Origin of the sequence: Parabacteroides chongii (genome assembly GCF_029581355.1) — a bacterium.
Lineage (GTDB): Bacteria > Bacteroidota > Bacteroidia > Bacteroidales > Tannerellaceae > Parabacteroides > Parabacteroides chongii.
In genome coordinates this window covers 872,242-893,268 of record NZ_CP120849.1, presented here as the reverse complement: position 1 = coordinate 893,268, position 21,027 = coordinate 872,242, and the positions used below count along the sequence as shown (strand labels likewise).

At 43.7% G+C, this 21,027-nt stretch carries 19 protein-coding genes; 16 read left to right on the top strand and 3 right to left on the bottom strand.

Features of this window, described 5'->3' with window-relative positions; translation table 11 throughout:
- Nucleotides 1–84 precede the first annotated feature (84 nt).
- The 3 genes from porU to ispF all read left to right on the top strand — a co-directional run bounded on the left by porU (nucleotide 85) and on the right by ispF (nucleotide 5,227).
- On the top strand, nucleotides 85–3,474 hold the full coding sequence (gene porU, locus P3L47_RS03710; RefSeq protein WP_277782718.1) for a type IX secretion system sortase PorU: 3,390 nt from the start codon (nucleotides 85–87) through the stop codon (nucleotides 3,472–3,474).
- 69 nt (nucleotides 3,475–3,543) lie between these two features.
- Nucleotides 3,544–4,743 carry a type IX secretion system outer membrane channel protein PorV gene (porV, locus tag P3L47_RS03705; RefSeq protein ID WP_122361248.1) on the top strand — a complete coding sequence of 400 codons (1,200 nt, stop codon included), beginning with the start codon at nucleotides 3,544–3,546 and terminating at the stop codon, nucleotides 4,741–4,743.
- A 7-nt stretch (nucleotides 4,744–4,750) separates the two neighbouring features.
- Nucleotides 4,751–5,227 carry a 2-C-methyl-D-erythritol 2,4-cyclodiphosphate synthase gene (ispF, locus tag P3L47_RS03700; RefSeq protein ID WP_122361247.1) on the top strand — a complete coding sequence of 159 codons (477 nt, stop codon included), beginning with the start codon at nucleotides 4,751–4,753 and terminating at the stop codon, nucleotides 5,225–5,227.
- Here ispF and P3L47_RS03695 read toward each other — a convergent pair.
- Entirely contained in the window at nucleotides 5,205–7,115 is a 1,911-nt protein-coding gene (locus P3L47_RS03695; RefSeq protein WP_122361451.1) for a sensor histidine kinase, read from the bottom strand. The two genes, ispF and P3L47_RS03695, sit on opposite strands and share 23 nt — an antisense overlap.
- A 131-nt stretch (nucleotides 7,116–7,246) precedes the next feature.
- Here P3L47_RS03695 and P3L47_RS03690 point away from each other — a divergent pair, with 131 nt between their 5' ends.
- From P3L47_RS03690 to fic, 6 genes are all read left to right on the top strand, one after another.
- Nucleotides 7,247–7,591 carry a translation initiation factor gene (locus P3L47_RS03690; protein ID WP_122361246.1) on the top strand — a complete coding sequence of 115 codons (345 nt, stop codon included), beginning with the start codon at nucleotides 7,247–7,249 and terminating at the stop codon, nucleotides 7,589–7,591.
- A gap of 13 nt (nucleotides 7,592–7,604) precedes the next feature.
- Entirely contained in the window at nucleotides 7,605–10,868 is a 3,264-nt protein-coding gene (locus P3L47_RS03685; protein ID WP_277782717.1) for a UvrD-helicase domain-containing protein, read from the top strand.
- A 140-nt stretch (nucleotides 10,869–11,008) separates the two neighbouring features.
- The gene (locus tag P3L47_RS03680) at nucleotides 11,009–11,683 is read left to right on the top strand and encodes a phosphatidylserine decarboxylase family protein (RefSeq protein WP_122361244.1); all 675 of its coding nucleotides are present in this window, start codon (nucleotides 11,009–11,011) and stop codon (nucleotides 11,681–11,683) included.
- Between the two features lie 21 nt (nucleotides 11,684–11,704).
- On the top strand, nucleotides 11,705–12,397 hold the full coding sequence (gene pssA / locus P3L47_RS03675; RefSeq protein ID WP_122361243.1) for a CDP-diacylglycerol--serine O-phosphatidyltransferase: 693 nt from the start codon (nucleotides 11,705–11,707) through the stop codon (nucleotides 12,395–12,397).
- 57 nt (nucleotides 12,398–12,454) lie between these two features.
- The gene (locus tag P3L47_RS03670; RefSeq protein ID WP_122361242.1) at nucleotides 12,455–12,721 is read left to right on the top strand and encodes a DUF4834 family protein; all 267 of its coding nucleotides are present in this window, start codon (nucleotides 12,455–12,457) and stop codon (nucleotides 12,719–12,721) included.
- A 15-nt stretch (nucleotides 12,722–12,736) separates the two neighbouring features.
- A complete protein-coding gene (gene fic, locus P3L47_RS03665) occupies nucleotides 12,737–13,621 on the top strand; it encodes a protein adenylyltransferase Fic (protein WP_122361241.1) in 885 nt (294 codons plus the stop codon).
- Here fic and P3L47_RS03660 read toward each other — a convergent pair whose 3' ends face one another.
- Together P3L47_RS03660 and P3L47_RS03655 are read right to left on the bottom strand one after the other, a co-directional pair.
- Complete coding sequence (locus tag P3L47_RS03660) at nucleotides 13,622–14,062, bottom strand: nucleoside deaminase (RefSeq protein ID WP_277782716.1); 441 nt, start codon at nucleotides 14,060–14,062, stop codon at nucleotides 13,622–13,624.
- Nucleotides 14,059–14,286 (bottom strand): hypothetical protein, encoded by a 228-nt coding sequence (locus tag P3L47_RS03655; RefSeq protein ID WP_122361239.1) that lies wholly within the window; start codon nucleotides 14,284–14,286, stop codon nucleotides 14,059–14,061. The genes P3L47_RS03660 and P3L47_RS03655 overlap by 4 nt, the downstream gene beginning before the upstream one ends.
- Before the next feature lie 68 nt (nucleotides 14,287–14,354).
- Between P3L47_RS03655 and P3L47_RS03650 the strand changes: the two genes are divergently transcribed.
- The 7 genes from P3L47_RS03650 to P3L47_RS03620 all read left to right on the top strand — a co-directional run bounded on the left by P3L47_RS03650 (nucleotide 14,355) and on the right by P3L47_RS03620 (nucleotide 21,017).
- Entirely contained in the window at nucleotides 14,355–14,720 is a 366-nt protein-coding gene (locus tag P3L47_RS03650; protein ID WP_277782715.1) for a YraN family protein, read from the top strand.
- An 18-nt stretch (nucleotides 14,721–14,738) separates the two neighbouring features.
- Nucleotides 14,739–15,092, top strand: coding sequence for an MmcQ/YjbR family DNA-binding protein (locus tag P3L47_RS03645; RefSeq protein WP_122361237.1), 354 nt, complete (start codon nucleotides 14,739–14,741; stop codon nucleotides 15,090–15,092).
- A complete protein-coding gene (locus P3L47_RS03640) occupies nucleotides 15,085–15,855 on the top strand; it encodes a biotin--[acetyl-CoA-carboxylase] ligase (RefSeq protein WP_277782714.1) in 771 nt (256 codons plus the stop codon). The genes P3L47_RS03645 and P3L47_RS03640 overlap by 8 nt, the downstream gene beginning before the upstream one ends.
- 104 nt (nucleotides 15,856–15,959) lie before the next feature.
- Nucleotides 15,960–16,502, top strand: a complete 543-nt coding sequence (locus P3L47_RS03635; protein ID WP_277782713.1) for an RNA polymerase sigma-70 factor — start codon at nucleotides 15,960–15,962, stop codon at nucleotides 16,500–16,502.
- Between the two features lie 78 nt (nucleotides 16,503–16,580).
- Nucleotides 16,581–17,516 (top strand): FecR family protein, encoded by a 936-nt coding sequence (locus P3L47_RS03630; protein ID WP_122361234.1) that lies wholly within the window; start codon nucleotides 16,581–16,583, stop codon nucleotides 17,514–17,516.
- 222 nt (nucleotides 17,517–17,738) lie between these two features.
- Complete coding sequence (locus P3L47_RS03625) at nucleotides 17,739–18,794, top strand: SusC/RagA family TonB-linked outer membrane protein (RefSeq protein ID WP_277782712.1); 1,056 nt, start codon at nucleotides 17,739–17,741, stop codon at nucleotides 18,792–18,794.
- Nucleotides 18,795–18,803: 9 nt separating this feature from the next.
- The gene (locus P3L47_RS03620) at nucleotides 18,804–21,017 is read left to right on the top strand and encodes a SusC/RagA family TonB-linked outer membrane protein (protein WP_345799072.1); all 2,214 of its coding nucleotides are present in this window, start codon (nucleotides 18,804–18,806) and stop codon (nucleotides 21,015–21,017) included.
- Nucleotides 21,018–21,027: the final 10 nt, after the last annotated feature.

Genomic DNA, 21,027 nt, shown 5'->3' with positions numbered 1-21,027 from the left:
ACAATTGACAATTGATAATTGATAATTAATAGATGGTACAAATAATTGTCAATTGTCAACTGTCAATTGTCAATTGAAACAAGTATGTTACGACTATTATATACATTCATAATAAGTATCTGCTTTTTTACTTCTGTCTGGGCGGATGGTAGCAAATATGCAGCCAGCTCTGCTTTATCGTCCGGGAAATGGGTGAAAATACAGGTCGAAGACCGGGGAATTTATAAACTAACATATGCAGACCTTCGCGGGATGGGATTTTCGGATCCGGCTAAGGTTTCCGTACACGGTTACGGTGGTTGTATGCTGGACGAAAATTTCTCGAATCCGTATATAGACGATGTGCCTGCCGTGCCGGTCTGGCGTGGTGACGATTATCTCCTGTTCTATGGTTGCGGTGTTATCAACTGGACGTACGACCAGGAATCGAAGAGTTTTGTCCATACCAATAATCCCTATTCCGATTATGGCTATTACTTCCTGACGGATGCGACTGCACCGAAAGAGATGGAATCAGTGGCTTCTGCTGCCGGTGCCTCTTTGAAGGTGACGACGTTCGATGATTATCTGTTACATGAAAAAGACCTGGTCTCTGTGAATAATTCGGGACGGGAACTTTTCGGGGAAGCGATGGATATGACTCTTTCCAGGGATTTCTCATTTACCGGTATAACGGGTATAACCAATGATGACGGCAAGGTGACCTTGCGTTTCATCGCTAAGCCGATCACCGGTACGGGTAGCGTGAGCATGAGCGTAGACGGAGAAAAACTGTTGGAGCGGACCATCGCTAACGCAAACGGGAAATACGATACGTATGTAATGGCGCGTCCGGTTTATCAGGTAGTGGATTGGAAAGGAGATAAAAGTTCCAGTGTAAAAGTGAATGTAAGATACGGGAAACTGGGAGATAAGAATGTTCATCTCGATTTTATCCGTTTGCAGATGAAGCGGGAGTTGCAGCCTTATGGTGTCTGTACATTCTTTCGTAGTTTGGCTTCTGTTAACAATGCATCTCGTTTTACGGTTCAGAACGCCAATGCGAACACCTTGGTTTTCGATGTGACGGATAAGTTGAATCCGAAACGGATGGAAACGGAACTGAGCGGGAGCGAATTGACTTTTTCCATCCCTGCAGGAACGCTGAGGGAGTTTGCTTTGGTACAGAGAAACCAGACGTTCCCTACTCCGAAAGTGATCGGTGAAGTGGCAAATCAGGATTTGCACGCATTACCGCAGACAGATATGATCATTATCGCTCAACCGGGATTGGCTTCGCAGGCAGAACGGCTGGCTGAGGCTCACCGTACACGCGACGGACTGACTGTACAGGTGGTTGCACCGGAGGCTATTTATAATGAGTTTTCGAGCGGTACGCCGGATGCTACTGCCTATCGTCGTTTCATGAAGATGTTCTACGATCGTCGGACTTCGGAGGCCGATGCGCCCAAGTATCTGCTTCTTTTCGGAGATGGCGCGTTCGATAACCGTTTCATTACTTCTAGCTGGAAGAATGTAACGACAAGTAATATGCTGCTGACCTATCAGACGGAAGAATCGCTGGATGAAGAATCTTTTGTGATCGACGATTATTTCGGATTTTTGGATGACAGCAACAATGGCAAAGGATTAAGCTCTATGAGGCTGGATATCGGTATCGGTCGTTTCCCAGTCCGGACGCAGGCAGAGGCGAGTAATATGGTGGATAAGGTGATCAGTTATATGGATAATAAAGATACCGGATCCTGGAAAAACAATGTTTGCTTTGTCGCAGACGACGGAAACAGTGCTGACAGTTATATGACAGATCATGCAAGTCAGGCTGACCAGCTGGGCGAATATATCAATGAAAGCCATCCGGAGTTCCTTGTCAATAAGATTTATTTCGATTCTTATAAAAAAGATGTTTCGGCCGGATTGGCTACTTATCCGGATGTGAAAACGAATATTCAGAAACAACTGAAGAACGGTTTACTGCTGATTAACTATACCGGACACGGTAATACAACTTCCTGGAGTGATGAAAAGGTACTGACTGAAAGCGATATTACGAAATCAACTTATAAACGTCTGCCTATCTGGATCACGGCGACTTGCGACTTCTGTCGTTTTGACGCTCCGGTTACTTCTGCCGGCGAGCAGGTTTTCCTGAATAAGGTCAGTGGCGGTATCGGTCTGTTTACGACAACCCGTGTGGCTTATTCTTCTCCCAACTTCACGATCAATCAGATGTTGATCCGGAATTTGTTCGAGAAAAAGAACGGACGCCGCCTGACACTGGGCGAAGTAATGAAACAAACCAAGCGGGATTTGAGTGCAAGCCGGTATAAGCTCGGATTCTCCCTGATCGGTGACCCGGCGTTGAAACTGGCTTATCCGGAATACCGGATGCAAGTGACGACGATAAACGGTAATCCGGTAACAGACGAGCCGGTCGCTTTTAAGGCATTGCAAAAGATTACAGTGGAAGGCGAAGTACTGAATGCGGATGGTAATATTGCTACAGACTTTACCGGTTTGCTAAACCCGACCGTACTGGATAGCCGTGTTTCTTACGAAACATTGGATAACAACAAGACCGGCAAGACATTTAAATATACGGATTATTCAAATATTCTCTTTGTCGGAAACGATTCGGTTCGTGCTGGAAAATTCAGCTTTACCTTTACCGTTCCGAAAGATATTTCTTATTCGAATGAATTCGGAAAGATGAACCTGTATGCTTCGGATGAAACGAATAACCTGGAAGCACAGGGGGCTTATCTGAATTATCGTGTCGGAGGTACGGATGATAATGCGGAAGACGATTCCGATGGACCGGAGATACGTTCCTTGTATATGAATGATTCTACATTTGTAAGCGGCGGTCCCGTTAATACGACTCCGTTCTTTGTGGCACGTCTTTGGGACAAGAGCGGCGTGAATATAACCGGTAGCAGTATCGGACATGATATGATGCTGATCGTTGACGGCGATCCGTCACTCAGCTTCAACCTGAACAGTTATTATGAGCTGATCCCCGGAACGGATGGAGAAGGTATCGTGAAGTATCTGCTTCCTGCCCTGGCACCGGGTATGCATACTGCTGAGTTTAAAGTGTGGGATATTCAGAATAATTCTACTACCTACGATTTTGAATTTGAAGTAGTGGAAGGATTGAAGCCTTACCTGCTGGAGTTGACGGCAACACCGAGTCCGGCACGCGAACAGGTAGAGTTCCACTTGTTCCATAACCGTCCGGAAAGCCAGTTGACGGTTGGTATTATGGTATACGATATGATGGGGCGCCTGCAATGGAAACATCAGGAAACCGGAGCCTCCGAACTGTTCAAATCGTATACGGTAACCTGGGATCTGACGAATAACAGAGGAGGACGTCTTCGTCCCGGCGTATATATCTATCGTGCGGCAATCAGTAGCGGAGGTTCTAAAGAAGCAACGGATGCAAAGAAATTAATAATCCTCGCACAATAAAGTAAGTCAAAATCAGTTTATATGTTCGTAAGGTAACTTTTCGGTTCCCTTGTTTTTAACAGATATAGTATGACAAAAGAATTAAAAATCAGTACACTTATAGTTGTAATCAGCTTTTTGACAACTTTTACGGCGTTACATGCCGAAGGTGATAAGGCTAAATTTGCTCCGGTTAATACGGCAGTACCTTCACTGTCTATCGCTCCTGATGCCCGTGGTGGTGCAATGGGTGACAACGGTGCTTCGACTACTCCCGATATAAACTCTCAATATTGGAATCCGGCAAAGTATGCATTTATGTATAGTAAGGCGGGAGTATCTTTGTCATATACTCCCTGGTTGCGTAAGTTGGTAAACGACGTGGCTTTGGCGAACTTGTCGGGATATTATAAGATTGGCGACAGTGATTTGCAGGCGGTAGGTGCTTCTCTACGTTATTTCTCTTTGGGAGACGTTCCCTATAATCCTATTAGTGGAGAATCGACCGGCGGTTATTCTGTAAGTCCGTATGAAATGGCTTTCGACGTAAGTTATAGCCGTAAATTATCAGAGTCTTATTCAATGGCTGTTGCCATGCGTTATATCCGTTCCGATATGGGATCGGATCCTTCCGATGAAAGTCGTGTGCCTGGTAATGCCTTTGCAGCGGATATCGCCGGTTATCTGGAGAAATATGTAATCTTGGGTAACAGCGAGTGTTTGTGGAGTTTCGGTTTTAATGTATCAAATATCGGTACGAAGATATCTTATGACGGTGGAGAACACAATGAATTTATCCCGACGACTCTTCGTGTGGGAACTGGTTTGCTGTATCCGATCGATGATTTTAACCGGATCGGTCTGTACCTTGATCTGAGTAAATATTTGGTTCCCAGTCTGCCTTATCTGCGTGAAGGGTATACAGATGAAGAAAAGGAAGAATACGACAAGAAAAAGGAAGAGTATAGAGATGTATCCGGTATTTCCGGTATCTTCAAATCTTTCGGTGATTCACCCGACGGGTTCAAAGGAGAGTTGCAGGAAGTAATGGTTTCTATCGGTGCAGAGTATAGCTATAATGACCAGTTCTTCGTTCGTGGAGGTTATTTCTATGAAAATGCCAATAAAGGTAACCGTCAGTATTTCTCTGTCGGGGCCGGTTTCCGTATGAGTGTATTCCAGTTGGATGCCGCTTATCTGGTAAGTACGGTTCAGAGTAACCCGTTGGACCAGACGCTTCGTTTCTCTCTGTCGTTCGATATGGACGGAATCAAGAACCTGTTCAGATAATATCAATATGAAGATACGTGTAGGTTTCGGTTATGATGTGCATGCCCTTGTTCCCGACCGTGAGTTGTGGATGGGAGGGATACGGATAGAGCATACATTGGGTTTACTGGGACATAGTGATGCGGATGTACTGATACATGCCATTTGTGATGCGCTCCTGGGGGCTGCCAATATGCGTGATATCGGTTATCATTTTCCTGATACGGCAGGCGAATACAAGAATATAGACAGTAAGATATTATTGCGTGATACAATGAAGCTAATACGTGAAGCCGGTTATGAACTGGGAAATATCGATGCAACCATAGCCGCTGAACGTCCGAAGCTGAATCCGCATATTCCTGCCATGAAACAAACGCTGGCTGAAGTGATGCAGGTAGGCGAGGAAGATATTTCCATCAAGGCTACAACGACAGAAAAACTGGGCTTTACCGGACGGCAGGAAGGTATTGCTGCGTATGCTACTGTACTGATTCAGAAGTAACCGTGTTTTCGTGATGAACTTCACAGGGGATTGTGAACCAGAAAGTACTTCCTTTCCCCTCTTTCGATTCCACGCCGATCTCTCCGTTCAGGCGTTTTACAATCGTCATACAGATAGATAATCCCAATCCTGTTCCCTGAATAAAATTGTCGAATTTGGCAAACCGCTCGAATACGTGCGGGATATTTTCATCGGAGATGCCCTTTCCCGTGTCGGTAACATAAAAGCGCAGTCCGTCTGTTGTCTCTTCGTATCCCATTTTGATACTTCCTTCCATGGTGAATTTGCAGGCATTGGTCAGGAAGTTGGTTATGACTTGTGTTAAACGGGTCTTTTCCGAGTAGATGAAGCAAGGTTGTTCCGGGATGGAATATTCCAGTATAACCCCTTGTTTGGTTCGGCTCTTGAAAGTTTGTGCCAGTGTGGCAAGCAGCGCCGATACATCGATATTGGTAAAGGTGAATTCCAGTTGGTCGGCTTCTATCTTTGATAAATCCAGTATATCGTTGATCAATTGTAGCAATAGCTCGTTGTTGGTTTCTATGATCTGGCAAAATTCGGCAGTATCTTCCGGACTTTCCGAATGGGCGATCAGGTTGGAAAAGCCTACGATTGCGTTGAGCGGAGTGCGTATTTCGTGGCTCATATTAGCCAGGAAAGCAGATTTAAGACGGTTGGCTTCTTCTGCTTTTTCTTTTTCCCGTCGTTCTTCCTCCCGTTTCAGTTTTTGGAAATAGAGGCGGAAACGCAGTACGGCAATTGTTATCAGCAGGCAGATGATGGCAAATCCGCTGAATAGATGTATCTTGTATTTTTGGAAAAAGGTAGGCGGCTGCTGGTAGTAAATAGCATTGATCGGAAAATGGGATGGTTCGATGCTGTGGCTCAACAAATGCTGATAGTTCAGATGTGTATGAGCTGTTCCTCCGATATGGGTTAAGATGTTTCGTGCCTCTGTCCCCTCCAATATCAACCGGACAGTAGCAATAACGGACTTGCTGAAGTCATTTTCTGAGATGTAATGTCCGCCCGCAAAGTTTCCGGTTTCGATATTCAGGTCTGCTAAAATATATACCGGCGGTTGGGAGAAGCTGTTGGTCATCTTTTGTACGTTGTCTATTAGATAATGGTTTTCATGCGTGTTTTTGAATATGAACCAGGAGTAATAGATAATTCCAGTTTCTTTTCCGCAAAGGCTCAGGCTATCCAGTAGATTTTCGGTAGAAAGAGCCGGGGTGGAAAGTATTTCCAGTTTCAGATCAGGAAAGTCTGCCTGCATTGTCTTTGAGAGCTCTTTCTGGGTGTATAAACTGATATACCGGTTGTCCCTGATAAAGACTATTCGATTCAACTCGGGCTGCAGTTTCTTAATTGTTTCAATGGTCTCTTTTATGTATAGAGGCTGGACTAACCTGGTTGCATTATAGCTTTTCATCTGATCTTCTGTATAAGCCATGTGCTGGATGGTCTGCAGGTCCCTGTCCAGCAGATATTCTATTTGTGTCGGGATCAGCTCTTGTGAATGGCAGATGATAGTAGAAACGTTTTTCCATTCTTTATCGAAAAGAGGTTGACAAACCAGCCACGCCGGGTCCCCTATACAAACGATCACTTTAGGAGGGACAGGGTATTTCTTTCGTAATAATTCAACCTTCTTATTTACGTCTGTCGTGTCTCTCATGGCAGGGATAGAGAGTTCTTCCCCTTTTACGGATATGCTCTCTTCGGCGAAAGTGTTATTGATCGCCTCATAAATACCTTGTGTCCATACTTCGCTGAAGTTTATGGAGTGTACTACTAGGATATAATCGTCTTTATCGTGTGGCAAGGCATACAATGAACGACTGGTTAATAGTATCAGGTATACTATGAAAAAAAGTCTTTTCATACGCACAATCATGAAATTTTACGACGCTATGAAATTCAGTCTATTTCAAGCAAAGATATGTATTATTCTTTGTAATCTTGCTTATCCCGCCGTTAATTTGTAGTTTTGAACCGAATAAAATTGAATAGATTATGAAGAATAATGACTGGAAAGACCGTTTGGGGGTGATGTATTCTACCAATCCGGATTTTCAATATCATACAGGAGATGAGGAAGAGGAAGATACACTTCCCAAAGAAAAGCAATTGTTACGTATTTCACTGGATAAACGCAATCGGGGAGGTAAAGCCGTAACATTGGTTACTGGCTTTCGCGGCATGACCGACGATCTGGAAGCATTGGGCAAATTCCTGAAGGTCAAATGCGGTGTCGGAGGTTCAGCTAAAGACGGCGAGATCATCGTACAAGGTGATCTGCGTCAGAAAGTGCTTGAGATATTACAAAAGGAAGGCTACACGAAAAGCCGCGTCATATAAGAAATAAAATAGTATGCTGACTGTTTACAGAGCTTCGGCCGGAGCGGGTAAGACCCATAAACTGACCGGTGAATACCTGACCCTATTGTTTGCCGGGCCGGGCGCTTATCGTCGTATCCTGGCGGTAACATTTACCAACAAGGCTACCGATGAGATGAAAAGCCGTATTGTAGAGGAACTTTACAATCTCTCGTCCGGCCGGAAGTCCGACTATGTGGAATCATTGTGTTCCACCTATTCATTGACAGAAGAACAGGTACGTAAACAGGCAGCCAAGATATTGATCGATATCCTTCACGATTATTCAGCGTTCAATATAAGTACGATCGACCGCTTTTTCCAGCAGACCATGCGGGCCTTTACCCGTGAGATCGGTTTGCAGGGCGGTTACGGAATCGAGATGGACCAGGAGCTGGTGCTGACTACCGCTGTCGATAATCTGCTGGCAGATTTGGAGAAACCGGAAAGTAAGGAACTGCTGGGCTGGTTGCTTCGTTTTGCCGAGGATAAAATAGAGAACGGCGGAGAATGGAACCTCCGCAAAGACATTATGTCACTGAGCCGTGAAGTCTTTAAAGAAAGCTATAAAGCTTCCAGTGAAGAAGTGGCGAAAGATATCCGTGACAAGGAAGCACTCGAAAACTATAAAAATGAACTGTTCGGTATTATCCGTTCGGTAGAGGCTGAAGCGAAACGGTTAGGTGAAAGCGGACTGGCGTTGCTCAGTAAGTATGCCATCCGTACAACCGATTTTAAAGGAGGAAGCCGTTCTCCGCTTACCTTGCTGGACCGGCTGGCTAAAGGCGAAATGAAAGAGCCGACCGCAACTTTTATCGGTCTGGCTGATAACCTGGAGGGCTGTTTCACTAAAACGACTCCGCTGGGGACGCGCCAGATTATCGGCTGCGTATTTGAAGAGGGGCTGAATGATTGCATCAAGAAGATCATCGCCCTATTCTCCAACCTGACTGCTTATAATACCGCTCGCGAAATTGTCCGTTATTATTATACATTGGGAATCCTGACGGATGTCTCCCGTCAGATCGCCTCTTACCGCGAAGATAAGAATGTCATGCTGATCGCCGATACGACGGAACTGTTGAATAAGGTGATCGGCGGAAGCGATGCCCCGTTTATCTATGAGAAGACCGGTACGCATGTGGATCATTATATGATCGACGAGTTCCAGGATACCAGCGGCATGCAATGGAATAACTTCCGTCCGCTGATAGAAGAAAGCCTGGCGCATGACCGTACCAACCTGATTGTGGGGGACGTGAAGCAGAGTATCTACCGTTTCCGTAACTCCGACTGGAAACTGCTGGACCAGCAGGTGCAGGCAGACTTCCCGGCAGAGGAAGTGTGCGAAGAAACATTGAAAGAGAACTGGCGCAGTTGCCGGAATATCGTAGAATTTAATAATACATTTTTTACCGCTCTCCCCGGTGTCCTGCAAAGCGTTTACAATGAAACGCTGCTGACCTCCTCGTTGAGTGAAGAGCAGCGCAATGCTTATCTGACGAAGATCATGTCCGCTTATACGAAAAGTTATCAGCAGGTACCTCCGCCTTTTCAGCAGAAAGACGGTCATGTGAAGATTGAGTTCCTGACCGGTGATGAAGAGAAAGACTGGAAGGAGGAAGCCCTGGAACGTCTGCCCGGTGTGGTCGAACAGTTGCAGGATAACGGCTATGCCTTGAAGGATATCGCTATTCTGGTCCGGACCAATATGGAAGGAGCGATGGTGGCGGATAAGCTGCTATCCTATAAGGAAGCCAATCCGTCCGACCGCTATCATTATGATATAATCTCCGATGAAGCCCTGTTTGTCAGTGGATCGCCGGCTGTCCGTTTTATGATTGCCCTGCTTCGTTATCTGCGGAACCCGGAAGATAAGATCAACGAACAGACTGCCTTGTATTCTTACCGGATCCTGAAAGGGGCGGAAGAAGAGGTGAACCATTCGGTAGCTTATTCCGTCAACACATCCGAAAATGTATTTCCTCCGGAGATGGTTGCTGAGTTACAAGCTCTTTCCCGTCAGTCGTTGTATGAAATATCGGAAGGACTTTTCCGTCTCTTCTCCGGCGATTTTCAGGCGAATGAGCAAGTCTTTGTTCAGGCATTCCTCGATATGGTATCCGAGTATACCCAGAAAGAAAGTGCCGACCTGAGCCGCTTCCTTAAATGGTGGGATGAAACGGGATATCGTAAAACAATAGCGACTCCGGATGCACAGAATGCTATCCGTATCCTGACCGTCCATAAATCGAAAGGTTTGGGATTCAAAGTTGTTATTATCCCCTTTGGCGACTGGGAGATAGACCATAAACCCAGCAAGCCGGTTATCCTGTGGTGCAAACCCGAAACGAAACCGTTCAACCGGCTGCATCTGGTACCTGTCCGTTATAGTCAGTCGCTGGGTAATACCATCTTTGCGGAAGATTATTTCCGTGAACGTCTGCATGCCTTTATCGATAACCTGAATACGCTGTACGTAGCTTTCACCCGTTCCAAAGACGAACTGATCGTGTTTGCTCCCCGCCCGAAAAAGATTAAAGAGGAAACCGGTGAGATTGAAAAGATCTCTTCCATGGCAGACGCTTTATGGGCAGGTCTGTACGTGGAAGTATACGATACCCATGAAGGAGATACACTGGTCTCTTTGCCATCTTCTTTCGATACCCGGGCAGGTGTTTTTGAATTGGGTAGCTGGTGGCATCCTTCTGCAGCCAAATCGGATGAAGACAGTCCGGAAGAGATCACGATGGCACGTATCAATTCGATTTCCCCTGACGACCGTCTGCAGCTCCGTTTGCATGGAAAAGGCTTTTTCTTCGATAATGCCCGCCGCAAGCACGGCACATTGATGCACGAAGTACTGAGCCAGATACGTACCCGGAAAGATATCCCCTCTGCTGTCGGAAGCTACCGCCTGGCAGGTATCATAAACAAGGAGGAAGCCGAATCTTTGGTTATCCGTCTGGAAGAGTTGCTGAATACACCGGAAGTTTTCCCCTGGTACGACGGTACGGCGCGTGTATTGAATGAAGTCGATATCCTCTTCGGTAAAGGACTCTCCAAACGTCCCGACCGGGTCATGATATCGGATGATAAAGTGATCGTAATAGACTATAAATTCGGAGAGATACAGGATAAACGCCATCATAACCAGGTAAAGAATTATATGAAACTGATCAACCAAATGGGATACGAGAGGGTAGAAGGTTGCCTCTGGTACGTGGAGCTAGAGAAAATAGAGGCAATTAAAAATTGAGAATTGAGAATTGAAAATTGAAAATTAAGAGTTTGGACAATAATTTTCAATTCTCAAATTTCAATTCTCAATTGTTTTTGTTATTCCGTAAAAATGAATACTTTTGCAAATTGAAATAGAAACGCAGCTTTAAAGGAAGAATGAAAGTACATAAAGAAGGGACTGGCCTGTTACTTACGTTGTTTACGGTATTATTTGTCGTGAATGTCGCATTATACCATACCGTGGGTAAGGGGATACTGTTCTATACTGTTGCTACGATTTCAACCATTCTTTTTCTGCTGATCCTGAATTTCTTCCGTAGTCCGTTCCGCCGTTTTCCTTATGATTCCGAAGGATTGGTGATCGCACCTGCCGACGGTACGATCGTGGCGATTGAGGAAGTGATGGAGAACGAGATCCTTCATAGGCAATGTTTGCAGATATCTATCTTTATGTCCGTGTTCAATGTGCATGCCAACTGGTTTCCGGTAAACGGGACGGTGAAACATGTCTCTCACAATAACGGACGATTCATGGCAGCATATTTACCGAAGAGCAGTACCGAGAATGAACGATCGGCTGTTGTCATTACTACCAAGAACGGAGTGGATGTGCTGGCACGTCAGATTGCAGGGGCACTTGCCCGACGTATTGTCACCTATGCCAAGGTTGGAGAAAAATGTCATGTGGATGAACAGATGGGTTTTATCAAGTTCGGGTCGCGTGTAGATGTTTATTTGCCGGTAGGGACAGAAGTGCTGATCGAAATGGATCAGAAGGTAACCGGTAACCAGACACCGATCGCGCGGTTAAGCAAATGCCCGTGTGAATAGAATCCGGAAAATATACAGAAGATGAATATTAGAAAACATATACCCAATACAATTACTTGCATGAGTCTTGTATCAGGTTGCATCGCTACAGTGATGGCTTTGCAGGGTAATTTGTTGTGGGCAGCCATATGGATCATCATTGCTGCCGTTTTTGATTTCATGGACGGTTTTGCAGCCCGTTTGCTGAAAGCCTATTCCCCGATGGGAAAGGAACTCGATTCCTTGTCGGATATGGTCAGTTTCGGAGTCGCACCCGGTATGATCGTATTTTGGATGCTCAGCCAGGCCGGTCTTCCGTTGGGAGAAATCGGTCGTTATATTCCTTATTTGGCTTTCGTGATCCCGGCTTTCTCCGGTCTGCGTTTGGCGAAGTTCAATATTGATGAACGGCAAACAACATCGTTTATCGGTATGCCGGTTCCTGCGCATGCGCTGTTCTGGGCTTCTGCCGGATATTCTCTGGCTCCGTTGGCACAGGTAAAGCCTGTGTTGTTCATTGTGGTTACCCTGGTGGTAGCGTTGGCTACCTCTTTATTGCTTGTATCTGAAATTCCGATGTTCTCGTTGAAGATTAAGTCGGTTGCATGGAAAGGTAATGAAAGACGCTATATATTAGTAGGTTGTGCTGTCCTGTTCGTTGCCTTGTTCGGCATGCTGGGTATAGCCGGAACCATTCTCCTCTATATCCTCTTGTCTATTTTTAACAAAAGATAGTAAACAAGAGGTCTATTCTATATGTTTCTCTTATAAACCAACTAAGTAACGAATATTATGTTTAAGTTTTTGTTTGTAATGTTTTTCTTCTTCATCCTGTTAGTGTTCCTGATGGGATTCTCTATTCTGCGTACATTTAAGAATATGTTGTTCGGTAGTGGAAGCAGTAATACAAAGAAAGGGGAACAGCGTCGTCAGACAAGCAGTTACTCTAGCGGGCAACATCATTCGAATACGGCTGAAGATGATTATATCTCGGTCAACCGCAAGAAGATCTTTACAAAAGACGAAGGCGAGTACGTTGACTTCGAAGAAGTGAAGTAAAGTTGGTTATCGGCAATGACCAATAATGCTAAAATATCGATCCGCTTTTTTAACGACCGCGAAGTTCGTGCTGTTTGGGATGAAGATAATAACAAATGGTGGTTTTCTGTTTTAGATATTGTTGCTGTCTTAATGGGACATGATGACTATACGAAGACAAGGAACTATTGGAAATATCTCAAAAGTAAACTTAAAAGAGAAAAAAACGAGTTGGTTAGTACGACTAACCAACTGAAATTAGCAGCAGCGGATGGTAAAAAGTATTTGACTGATACGCTTGATAGTGAAGGCGTAATCTCCCTTGCCAAATATTTTCCTAATAATAAGGCGACTAAATTCCTCGATTGGTTTACCTACAGCGACAATAGCATTGACGGGCAAAGTAAGAAAAAGGCCTATTCTTTCTTTGAAAGTAATCTGATCAGCGAAGCGGAAGTCGGTACGGCAAAGAGCTTGCAAAAAATCCATGCCTACTTGTTTGGCGGGTTGTATGATTTTGCAGGTCAGATCAGGCAAAAGAATATATCGAAAGGGGGCTTTCAGTTTGCCGTATCCCATTTTCTGGGGAGTACATTAAGGCTGATAGAGGAAATGCCCGAAAATACATTTGAGGAAATAGTCGATAAATACGTAGAAATGAACATTGCTCATCCTTTTATGGAAGGCAACGGACGGAGTACGCGGATATGGTTGGATTTACTTTTTAAGAAGCATTTGAAACAATGTGTAGACTGGAGCCTGATCAATAAGAAAGACTATTTGAATGCCATGGTAAAAAGCTCTACTGACAGTACCTTGTTGAAGCATTTACTGAAGAATGCTTTGACCGACAAGATAAATGACCGTGAACTATTTATGAAAGGAATTGATTATTCCTATTATTACGAAGAAAACGAATAACTATCTTCTCTGCCGGAAGAATTTCTGCATCTCTTCCGTACACTCTTTCTCCATCACACCTTTTTTTACGACAGCTTTTGGATGGAATGCTTTCGGGGCATATGCCTGGTATCCTCTTTTCTCATCACTCGCGCCGTATACGATCGTACTCAGTTGCGACCAGCCGATGGCTCCTGCACACATAATACAGGGTTCAACCGTCACATACAGACTGCATCCGGTCAGATATTTTGCTCCTAATACACTGACGGCAGCCGTAATGGCAAGCATCTCCGCATGTGCAGTCGGGTCGTTCAGCCGTTCCGTCTGGTTATGGGCACGGGCTATGATCTGGTTGTTACATACGACCACGGCTCCTACGGGCACTTCTCCTTCGTCAGCGGCAGCACGCGCTTCCACCAGTGCCTGTTTCATGAAATATTCGTCGTTAAATGGATTCATCGTCTCATTTCCGTTTCTTTGAAGAGAGTTGGATAATCCTCTTCCAGCGTTTTGAGTATATGTGAAAGGATTGTTTCCCGATACCAGCGGGATTTGTTTTCGATGTTATACCTGGCAAGATAGCGGTCGACAGCCTTCTGCTCTTCATCGTTGAGCATAAAAGTAACCTTATGCACCCTCGGGCGATTCGGTTGTGCTTGCGAGTATTTCCGATTTATTGCCATATTTTGCAAATGTACAAGTGAAAGCCCAAATAAAAAAGAAAATCCCTATATTTGTGCAAATTAATAAGATGGCTGAACAAAACGATTTAGGGAAAGATGGTGAAGCGAGGGCACGCGACTATTTGATCCGCCAGGGTTATACGATTTTGCATACCAATTGGAGATGGCATCATTACGAACTGGATATTGTTGCCATGAAAGAGGGGGAACTGATTGTCGTCGAGGTGAAAACGCGTTCGGAAGATTACCTTCTGTCGCCGGAAGAAGCCGTAGACAATAAAAAGATCAGGCGTATTGTAGCTGCGGCAGATGCTTATGTCCGGTATTTTAATCTGGAAATGCCGGTTCGTTTCGATATCATCACCCTGGTCAAAGGAAAAGAGGGGTTTCAGATCGAACATATCGATGATGCTTTCTACGCCCCTTGCCGATAACAGAAATAGAGGAAACGTATGAATATAGAAGAAGCCCGCGAATATTGCTTGTCGTTGAAGAACGTGACGGAATGTTTTCCGTTTGACGATGTCTCTTTAGTCTTTAAAGTCGAAAATAAGATGTTTGCCCTTCTGCCGCTGGATGCCGAAGAGCCTTATGTCGCTTTGAAATGCAGTACGGATTATACGGAAGAGCTGCGCGACCGCTATAATGCGGTTGAACCGGCTTACCATTTCAATAAGAAGTATTGGAACGGTGTCTTTTTGGAACGGGACATGCCCGACGATGAGATACGTTACTGGATTCAGCATTCCTACCGCGAAGTGATAGCCAAGCTGCCGAAGAAAATAAGGGAGATGTACAATGAGTGACGAAAATGAAATACCGCGGATGATCCGTTTGGAGGAGACTACCTCTACCAATAATTATCTTCGGGGACTGGTCGGAAAAGAGCCGTTGCCGGAAGGTAGTGTCGTTGTTACCAACTTTCAGACTGCCGGGCGTGGCCAGGTCGGTAATACCTGGGAGTCGGAGGGCGGAAAGAACTTGATGTTCAGTATCATTCTTTATCCGGACTTTCTGCCGGCAAACCGTCAGTTTCTGATCTCTCAGATAACGGCGCTGAGTGTAAAGGAAACGCTCGATGAATATGTAGACGATGTGACGGTGAAATGGCCGAACGATATTTACTGGCGTGACCGGAAGATATGCGGTATGCTGATTGAGAATGACCTTTCCGGTCGTGAGCTGTATTGCTCCGTGCTCGGTATCGGTATCAATATCAACCAGCGGGAGTTCCTGAGCGATGCTCCGAATCCGGTGTCGCTGACACAGATAACGGGACTGGAATATGACCGGGAGGAAATCCTGAACAAGTTCCGGAAACGTCTTTATGAACGTTATGTCGACTTGATCCGGGAGAAAGAGGACGATATCCGGAATGATTACAGGATTGCCTTGTATCGTGGGAGTGGCTTCCATCCCTATCGCGATGAGAACGGTCTCTTCGAAGCTTGCATAAAAGGGGTAGAACTGACCGGACATCTGATACTCGAACTGCGTGACGGGGAGTTGAGGCGGTATGCGTTCAAGGAGGTGACTATGGTACATACTGATGCTGACTTGAATTTGTAAATGTTTTATCATTGAATTTTAATAACCTGATCTGATGCAATAGTTTAATTTTGTCAGCGCTGACCATATAAAAAGGCGTTAGAGTATTATGGGGAGAGTCATATATGGAGTTTGAAGATCTTTATAAACGATTTTATAGGAAATCATTCCTTTTTACGATGTCGTATATACATAATGAGATGGCTGCGGAAGATATTGCATCTGAGGTGCTTATCCGGTTGTGGACAGAGATTAGAAGGGGAGGTATAAACAATCCGGATGCTTTCCTGTTGACTCTTTTGAAAAATAGATCACTCGATTATCTGAAACATGAGGCTGTGAAAGAGGAAGCTTTCAGTAATATGAAGACAGCTCATCAGGAAGAACTGGATATGCGTATCTCCATGCTGGAATCCTGTGATCCGGAAGAGGTTTTTACGACAGAGATACAACTGATCATCCGTAATACACTTGCTACTTTTCCGGAACAGACTCAACTTATTTTCGAAATGAGTCGCTTTGATAATAAAACAAATAAAGAAATAGCAGACAAACTGAAGCTTAGTGTGAAAAGTGTTGAATATCATATAACCAAAGTATTGAAGGCTTTACGTATAAGTCTTAAAGACTATCTTCCTTTATTTTATTTCTTCTTTTTTTTCAAATAAAATGACTTTTCGTTTAGGGATATGTAATCATCAGTCGTCGATATGATGTAAGGCTGATTATATCTTACAATAAAAATGATGGAACAAGATTTAATAAAAAAATATATAGCAGGTTGGGCATCGGAAGATGAGAAAGACCGGATCATGGCATGGGTGAAGAATGACCCGAAAAATCGGGATGAGTTGATGGCTATGCGTAAACTGTATGATGTTACCCTTTGGCAGCAAAGTGATGTGATAGGACATCAGAAGAAGACGGTTAGATTAAATTTATTAAGTTTGGTTCGTATTGCTTCTGTTGCTGCAGTATTCTTGCTCCTGGCGGGAATGAGCTGGTACATTTTTGATTTGAAACAGCAAGTTCCTGTAATGGCTATGCAAACGATCTCTGTTCCTCCCGGGCAGCGTGTCGAATTAACATTGGCTGATGGAACCAATGTTTGGTTGAATGCCGGAACAACCTTTACTTTTCCGAATGTATTTTCTTCCGAACATAGGGAGGTGGAGCTGAATGGAGAAGGCTATTTTACTGTCAGCCGGGATGAAAAGAAACCTTTTATTGTAAAGACTTCTACTTATAACGTCAGAGTACTTGGAACGGAGTTCAATGTAATGGCATATGCCAAAACCCCCATGTTCGAAGTCTCTTTGTTGAAAGGTTCGGTGGAGGTTTACTCTGATGTAAAACAGCAGAAAGTATTACTGGAGCCGAATATGCAGGTACATGTAGAGAACGACTACTTGGTAAAAAGACCGATCTCCCAATTCAATAATTTGCTTTGGAGGGAGGGGGTAATTTGTTTTGAAGATGAGCCGGTAGACCGGATGATTGAAAAACTGGAACTATATTTTGATACTCAGATAATTGTAGAAAACGAGGCTTTCAAAAAAAGAAGATATACCGGAAAGTTCCAGGGAAAGAAAGGAGTTGAACATATCCTGAACGTTTTCCAACTGAAAGATCGGTTTGTTTACGAGAAAGATGAAGAAAAGAATTTGATTATCATTAAGTAATAATGAATGTAAAGTAATAACCTAAAATAGAATGCCTATGAAGTAAGTCCCATGAAAAAACAAAACCGGAAAAACGCGCCAACGTTCTTCCGGCAGAGAAGTTAATACCGTGTAATTGCTTTAAACTTAGTACTAACTAATACAGATTTTAAAAGTATGAAAAATATTTCAGATGGGGATAGTTATGCCCCGTTAAATCCTATTAAACGAATAATTAATATTATGAAACTAACCTTTTTAGCTCTTTTCTTATGTGTGACGGGGCTTTTTGCGACTGAGGCTACTTCTCAGGTTGCGAAGGTTACGATAAAGGCACAGTCGGTTCCTTTCAAAGAAATCCTGTCTAATATTGAAAAACAGACAGAGTATTATTTCGTCTACGATAAACGAGATATCGATTTGAACCATAAAGTGTCAATTAATGCTCATGAGAAGACAGTGGAAGAAGTTCTTTCCACAATTTTCCGGAATACGGACATTGTCTATGCGATGAAAAGCAACAATATCATTTTGATGAAAAGCAGCGACCGGATGCTTGCTATGATGCAGCAAACCAATCGGAAGATAATAACTGGTATTATTCTTGATCAGCAAGGAGAAGCGATCATCGGTGCGAATGTGATGGAAAAAGGAACCAGTAATGGGACTATTACCGATATAGATGGAAGTTTTACGCTTGAGGTAGCCTCAAATTCAACTCTTCAGATTACTTATATTGGTTACACAACTCAGGATGTACAGGTTAAGAATCAAAGTTCTATTCGTGTCCTGATGAAAGAAGATACTCAGAATCTCGATGAAGTGGTAGTTGTTGGTTATGGTGTACAAAAGAAGGCCAATCTGACTGGAGCTGTCTCCGTGGTTTCATCTAAAGATCTGAAAGATGTATCCAGTTCCTCGGTATCACAGGCTTTACAAGGAAAATTATCCGGTGTCGTTATTACGAAGAGTAACGGTCAGCCTGGTGCAAGTTCTGATATTCGTATCAGGGGGATGGGTACGTTTGGCGATAATGCTCCGTTAGTAGTGATTGATGGTATTCCGGCTGACGGTGGACTGGAAAGTATCTCATCTTCTGATATTGAATCGGTCAATGTATTGAAAGATGCTGCCTCCGCTGCTATCTATGGTTCACGTGCGGCGAATGGAGTGATCCTTGTTACTACCAAGAGGGGAATTTCTGAACAGAGCAGTATTTCGGTAGATGGTTATTTTGGCTTGCAGCGTATCACTAAATATTTGGATATGTGTAATGCCGCTGAGTTCGTAGAATTATAGAATGAAGCGATAGCGAATGCCAACCGTTGGATCAGCGGAAGTAATATAACACCTTATTTCACAAATTCTCCGGCTTCTTACGGAAAAGGAACTGACTGGGGAAAAGAATTGTTCAGCGTAGCTCCAACCTATAATATTAATGTAAGTGCCCAGGGAGGAAGTCAGAATTCATCTTATTATATGTCGGGAGGATATGTTAACCAGGAGGGTATCCTGGAAAATACCTCTTATAATAAAGCTAACTTCAGGATAAATAATGACAATAAATATGGTGAGCGTCTCTCTTTTGGTACAAGTATTAATCTGAGTACAAGTTTGCAACATGGTACATCCAATGCCGCTGGAGATGCCTATAATACGTCTCCGACAATTCCGCTTTATGAAGCTGACGGGGTAACACCAGGTTATGCGAAGCATGCAGGAGAAAATGGTATCAGTCCTGTCTATATGGCTAACCTAAGTAATCCGGATCATCGCACTTATAAGGTGTTAGGAAATATCTATGCTGAATATAAGATATTTGACTTCCTCCGGTTCCGTATTAACGCCGGACTTGATTTCAACTATTATGAAAAGAAATCGTTTACTCCGACTTATAATATTGCTGACAGATACGGAAATACTCGTTCGAGTTATGAGGAAACGCGTGGTAAAAATGTAACCTGGTTAACCGATTATTTACTTTATTTCGATCATACCTTCTCTTCCAAACATTCTATAGACGGTATGGCTGGCTTCTCGCAGCAGTTGACGACTGATGATGATATTTATGGAATCGCTTACGACTATGTTTCGGAATCTAAGAACATGCAGATACTGAATGGAGGTACTAATCCGACAGATTCCCGTAACAGCGGGGCTAAAAGCCAGTTGGCAATGATGTCCTGGTTTGGACGTATCAATTATAACTTTACAGATCGTTACCTGTTCTCTTTTAATTTGCGTGCTGATGGTTCTTCCCGTTTTGCTTCTGGTAACCGTTGGGGATTCTTCCCTTCTTTCTCCGGTGCATGGCGGATCAGTCAGGAAGAGTTCTTTAATGTGCCGGCAATTTCCAATTTGAAATTACGTGTGAACTGGGGACAGCTGGGAAATCAATCTGTTTCAGGAAGATACCCGACGATTGCAACTCTTAGTAACATGAGTGTATTAATGGGAGCTGGCGGTTATAACCATACAATCGTTCCCGGCTATTATGTTGCTAACCTGGTAAATAAAGATTTGAAGTGGGAGACGACTACAATCACTAATGCTGGTGTGGATATCGGTTTACTGAATAATCGCCTGACAGCTTCTGCTGAATATTATGATAAACGTACTTCTGGAATTCTTCGCCAGCAGGTTATTCCGGGCACTGTCGGTTTGGGTGCTCCTAATGTGAACTTTGCAAAAGTAGCTAATCGGGGTGTTGAGCTGGAAATTAACTGGCAAGATAAAATAAATAATGATTTTAGTTATTTTGTCGGAGCTAATATCAGTACGGTTCGTAATAAGATTTTGCAACTTAGTGACGGTAAGGATGAAGAATTACGGGACGGTGGTCATCGTGATACCTATATAAATAAGGTGGGATATGCTATCGACTCTTTTTATGGTTGGGAAATGGAAGGTGTGTATGCCAGCCAGGAAGATATTGATAATTCTCCAACTTATGGTAGTGCAATTGTCGGTTCTATCAAGTTCAAAGATCAGAATGGTGATAAGAAGATCGATGCAGATGACCGTGTAATCCTTGGTAATTCTATCCCGAAGATGACATTCGGTTTTAAACTGGGTGCACAATATAAAAACTTTGACTTCTCGATGTTTTGGCAGGGAGATTTAGGCAAGAAACAGTTTATGCCATATGAAAAATGGTTGAATGACGGTGGCATTAACTATGGAAAATGGTGGTATGATAATCGTTGGAATGGCGAAGGAACTCCAGGAAAATGGCCTGCTGTGATTTGGGGAGGAGCCTATTCGATGTATCAGATGAACGACTTCCTGTTGACAAATTCCAGTTACGCTCGTCTGAAAAATCTTTCTGTCGGTTATTCGTTTGATATGGCTGGAAAGTATAAGTTCAGAGTATATGTGAGCGGCGAAAACCTGGTAACGATTACAAGTAAAGATTTTTACGGATATGATCCGGAAAGGAGCGGTACAGCTCAATATAACAATTGGGCATACAGCTATCCTGCTGCAATGACTTTTATGATCGGTGCGAATATTAAGTTTTAAACAGTAAAAA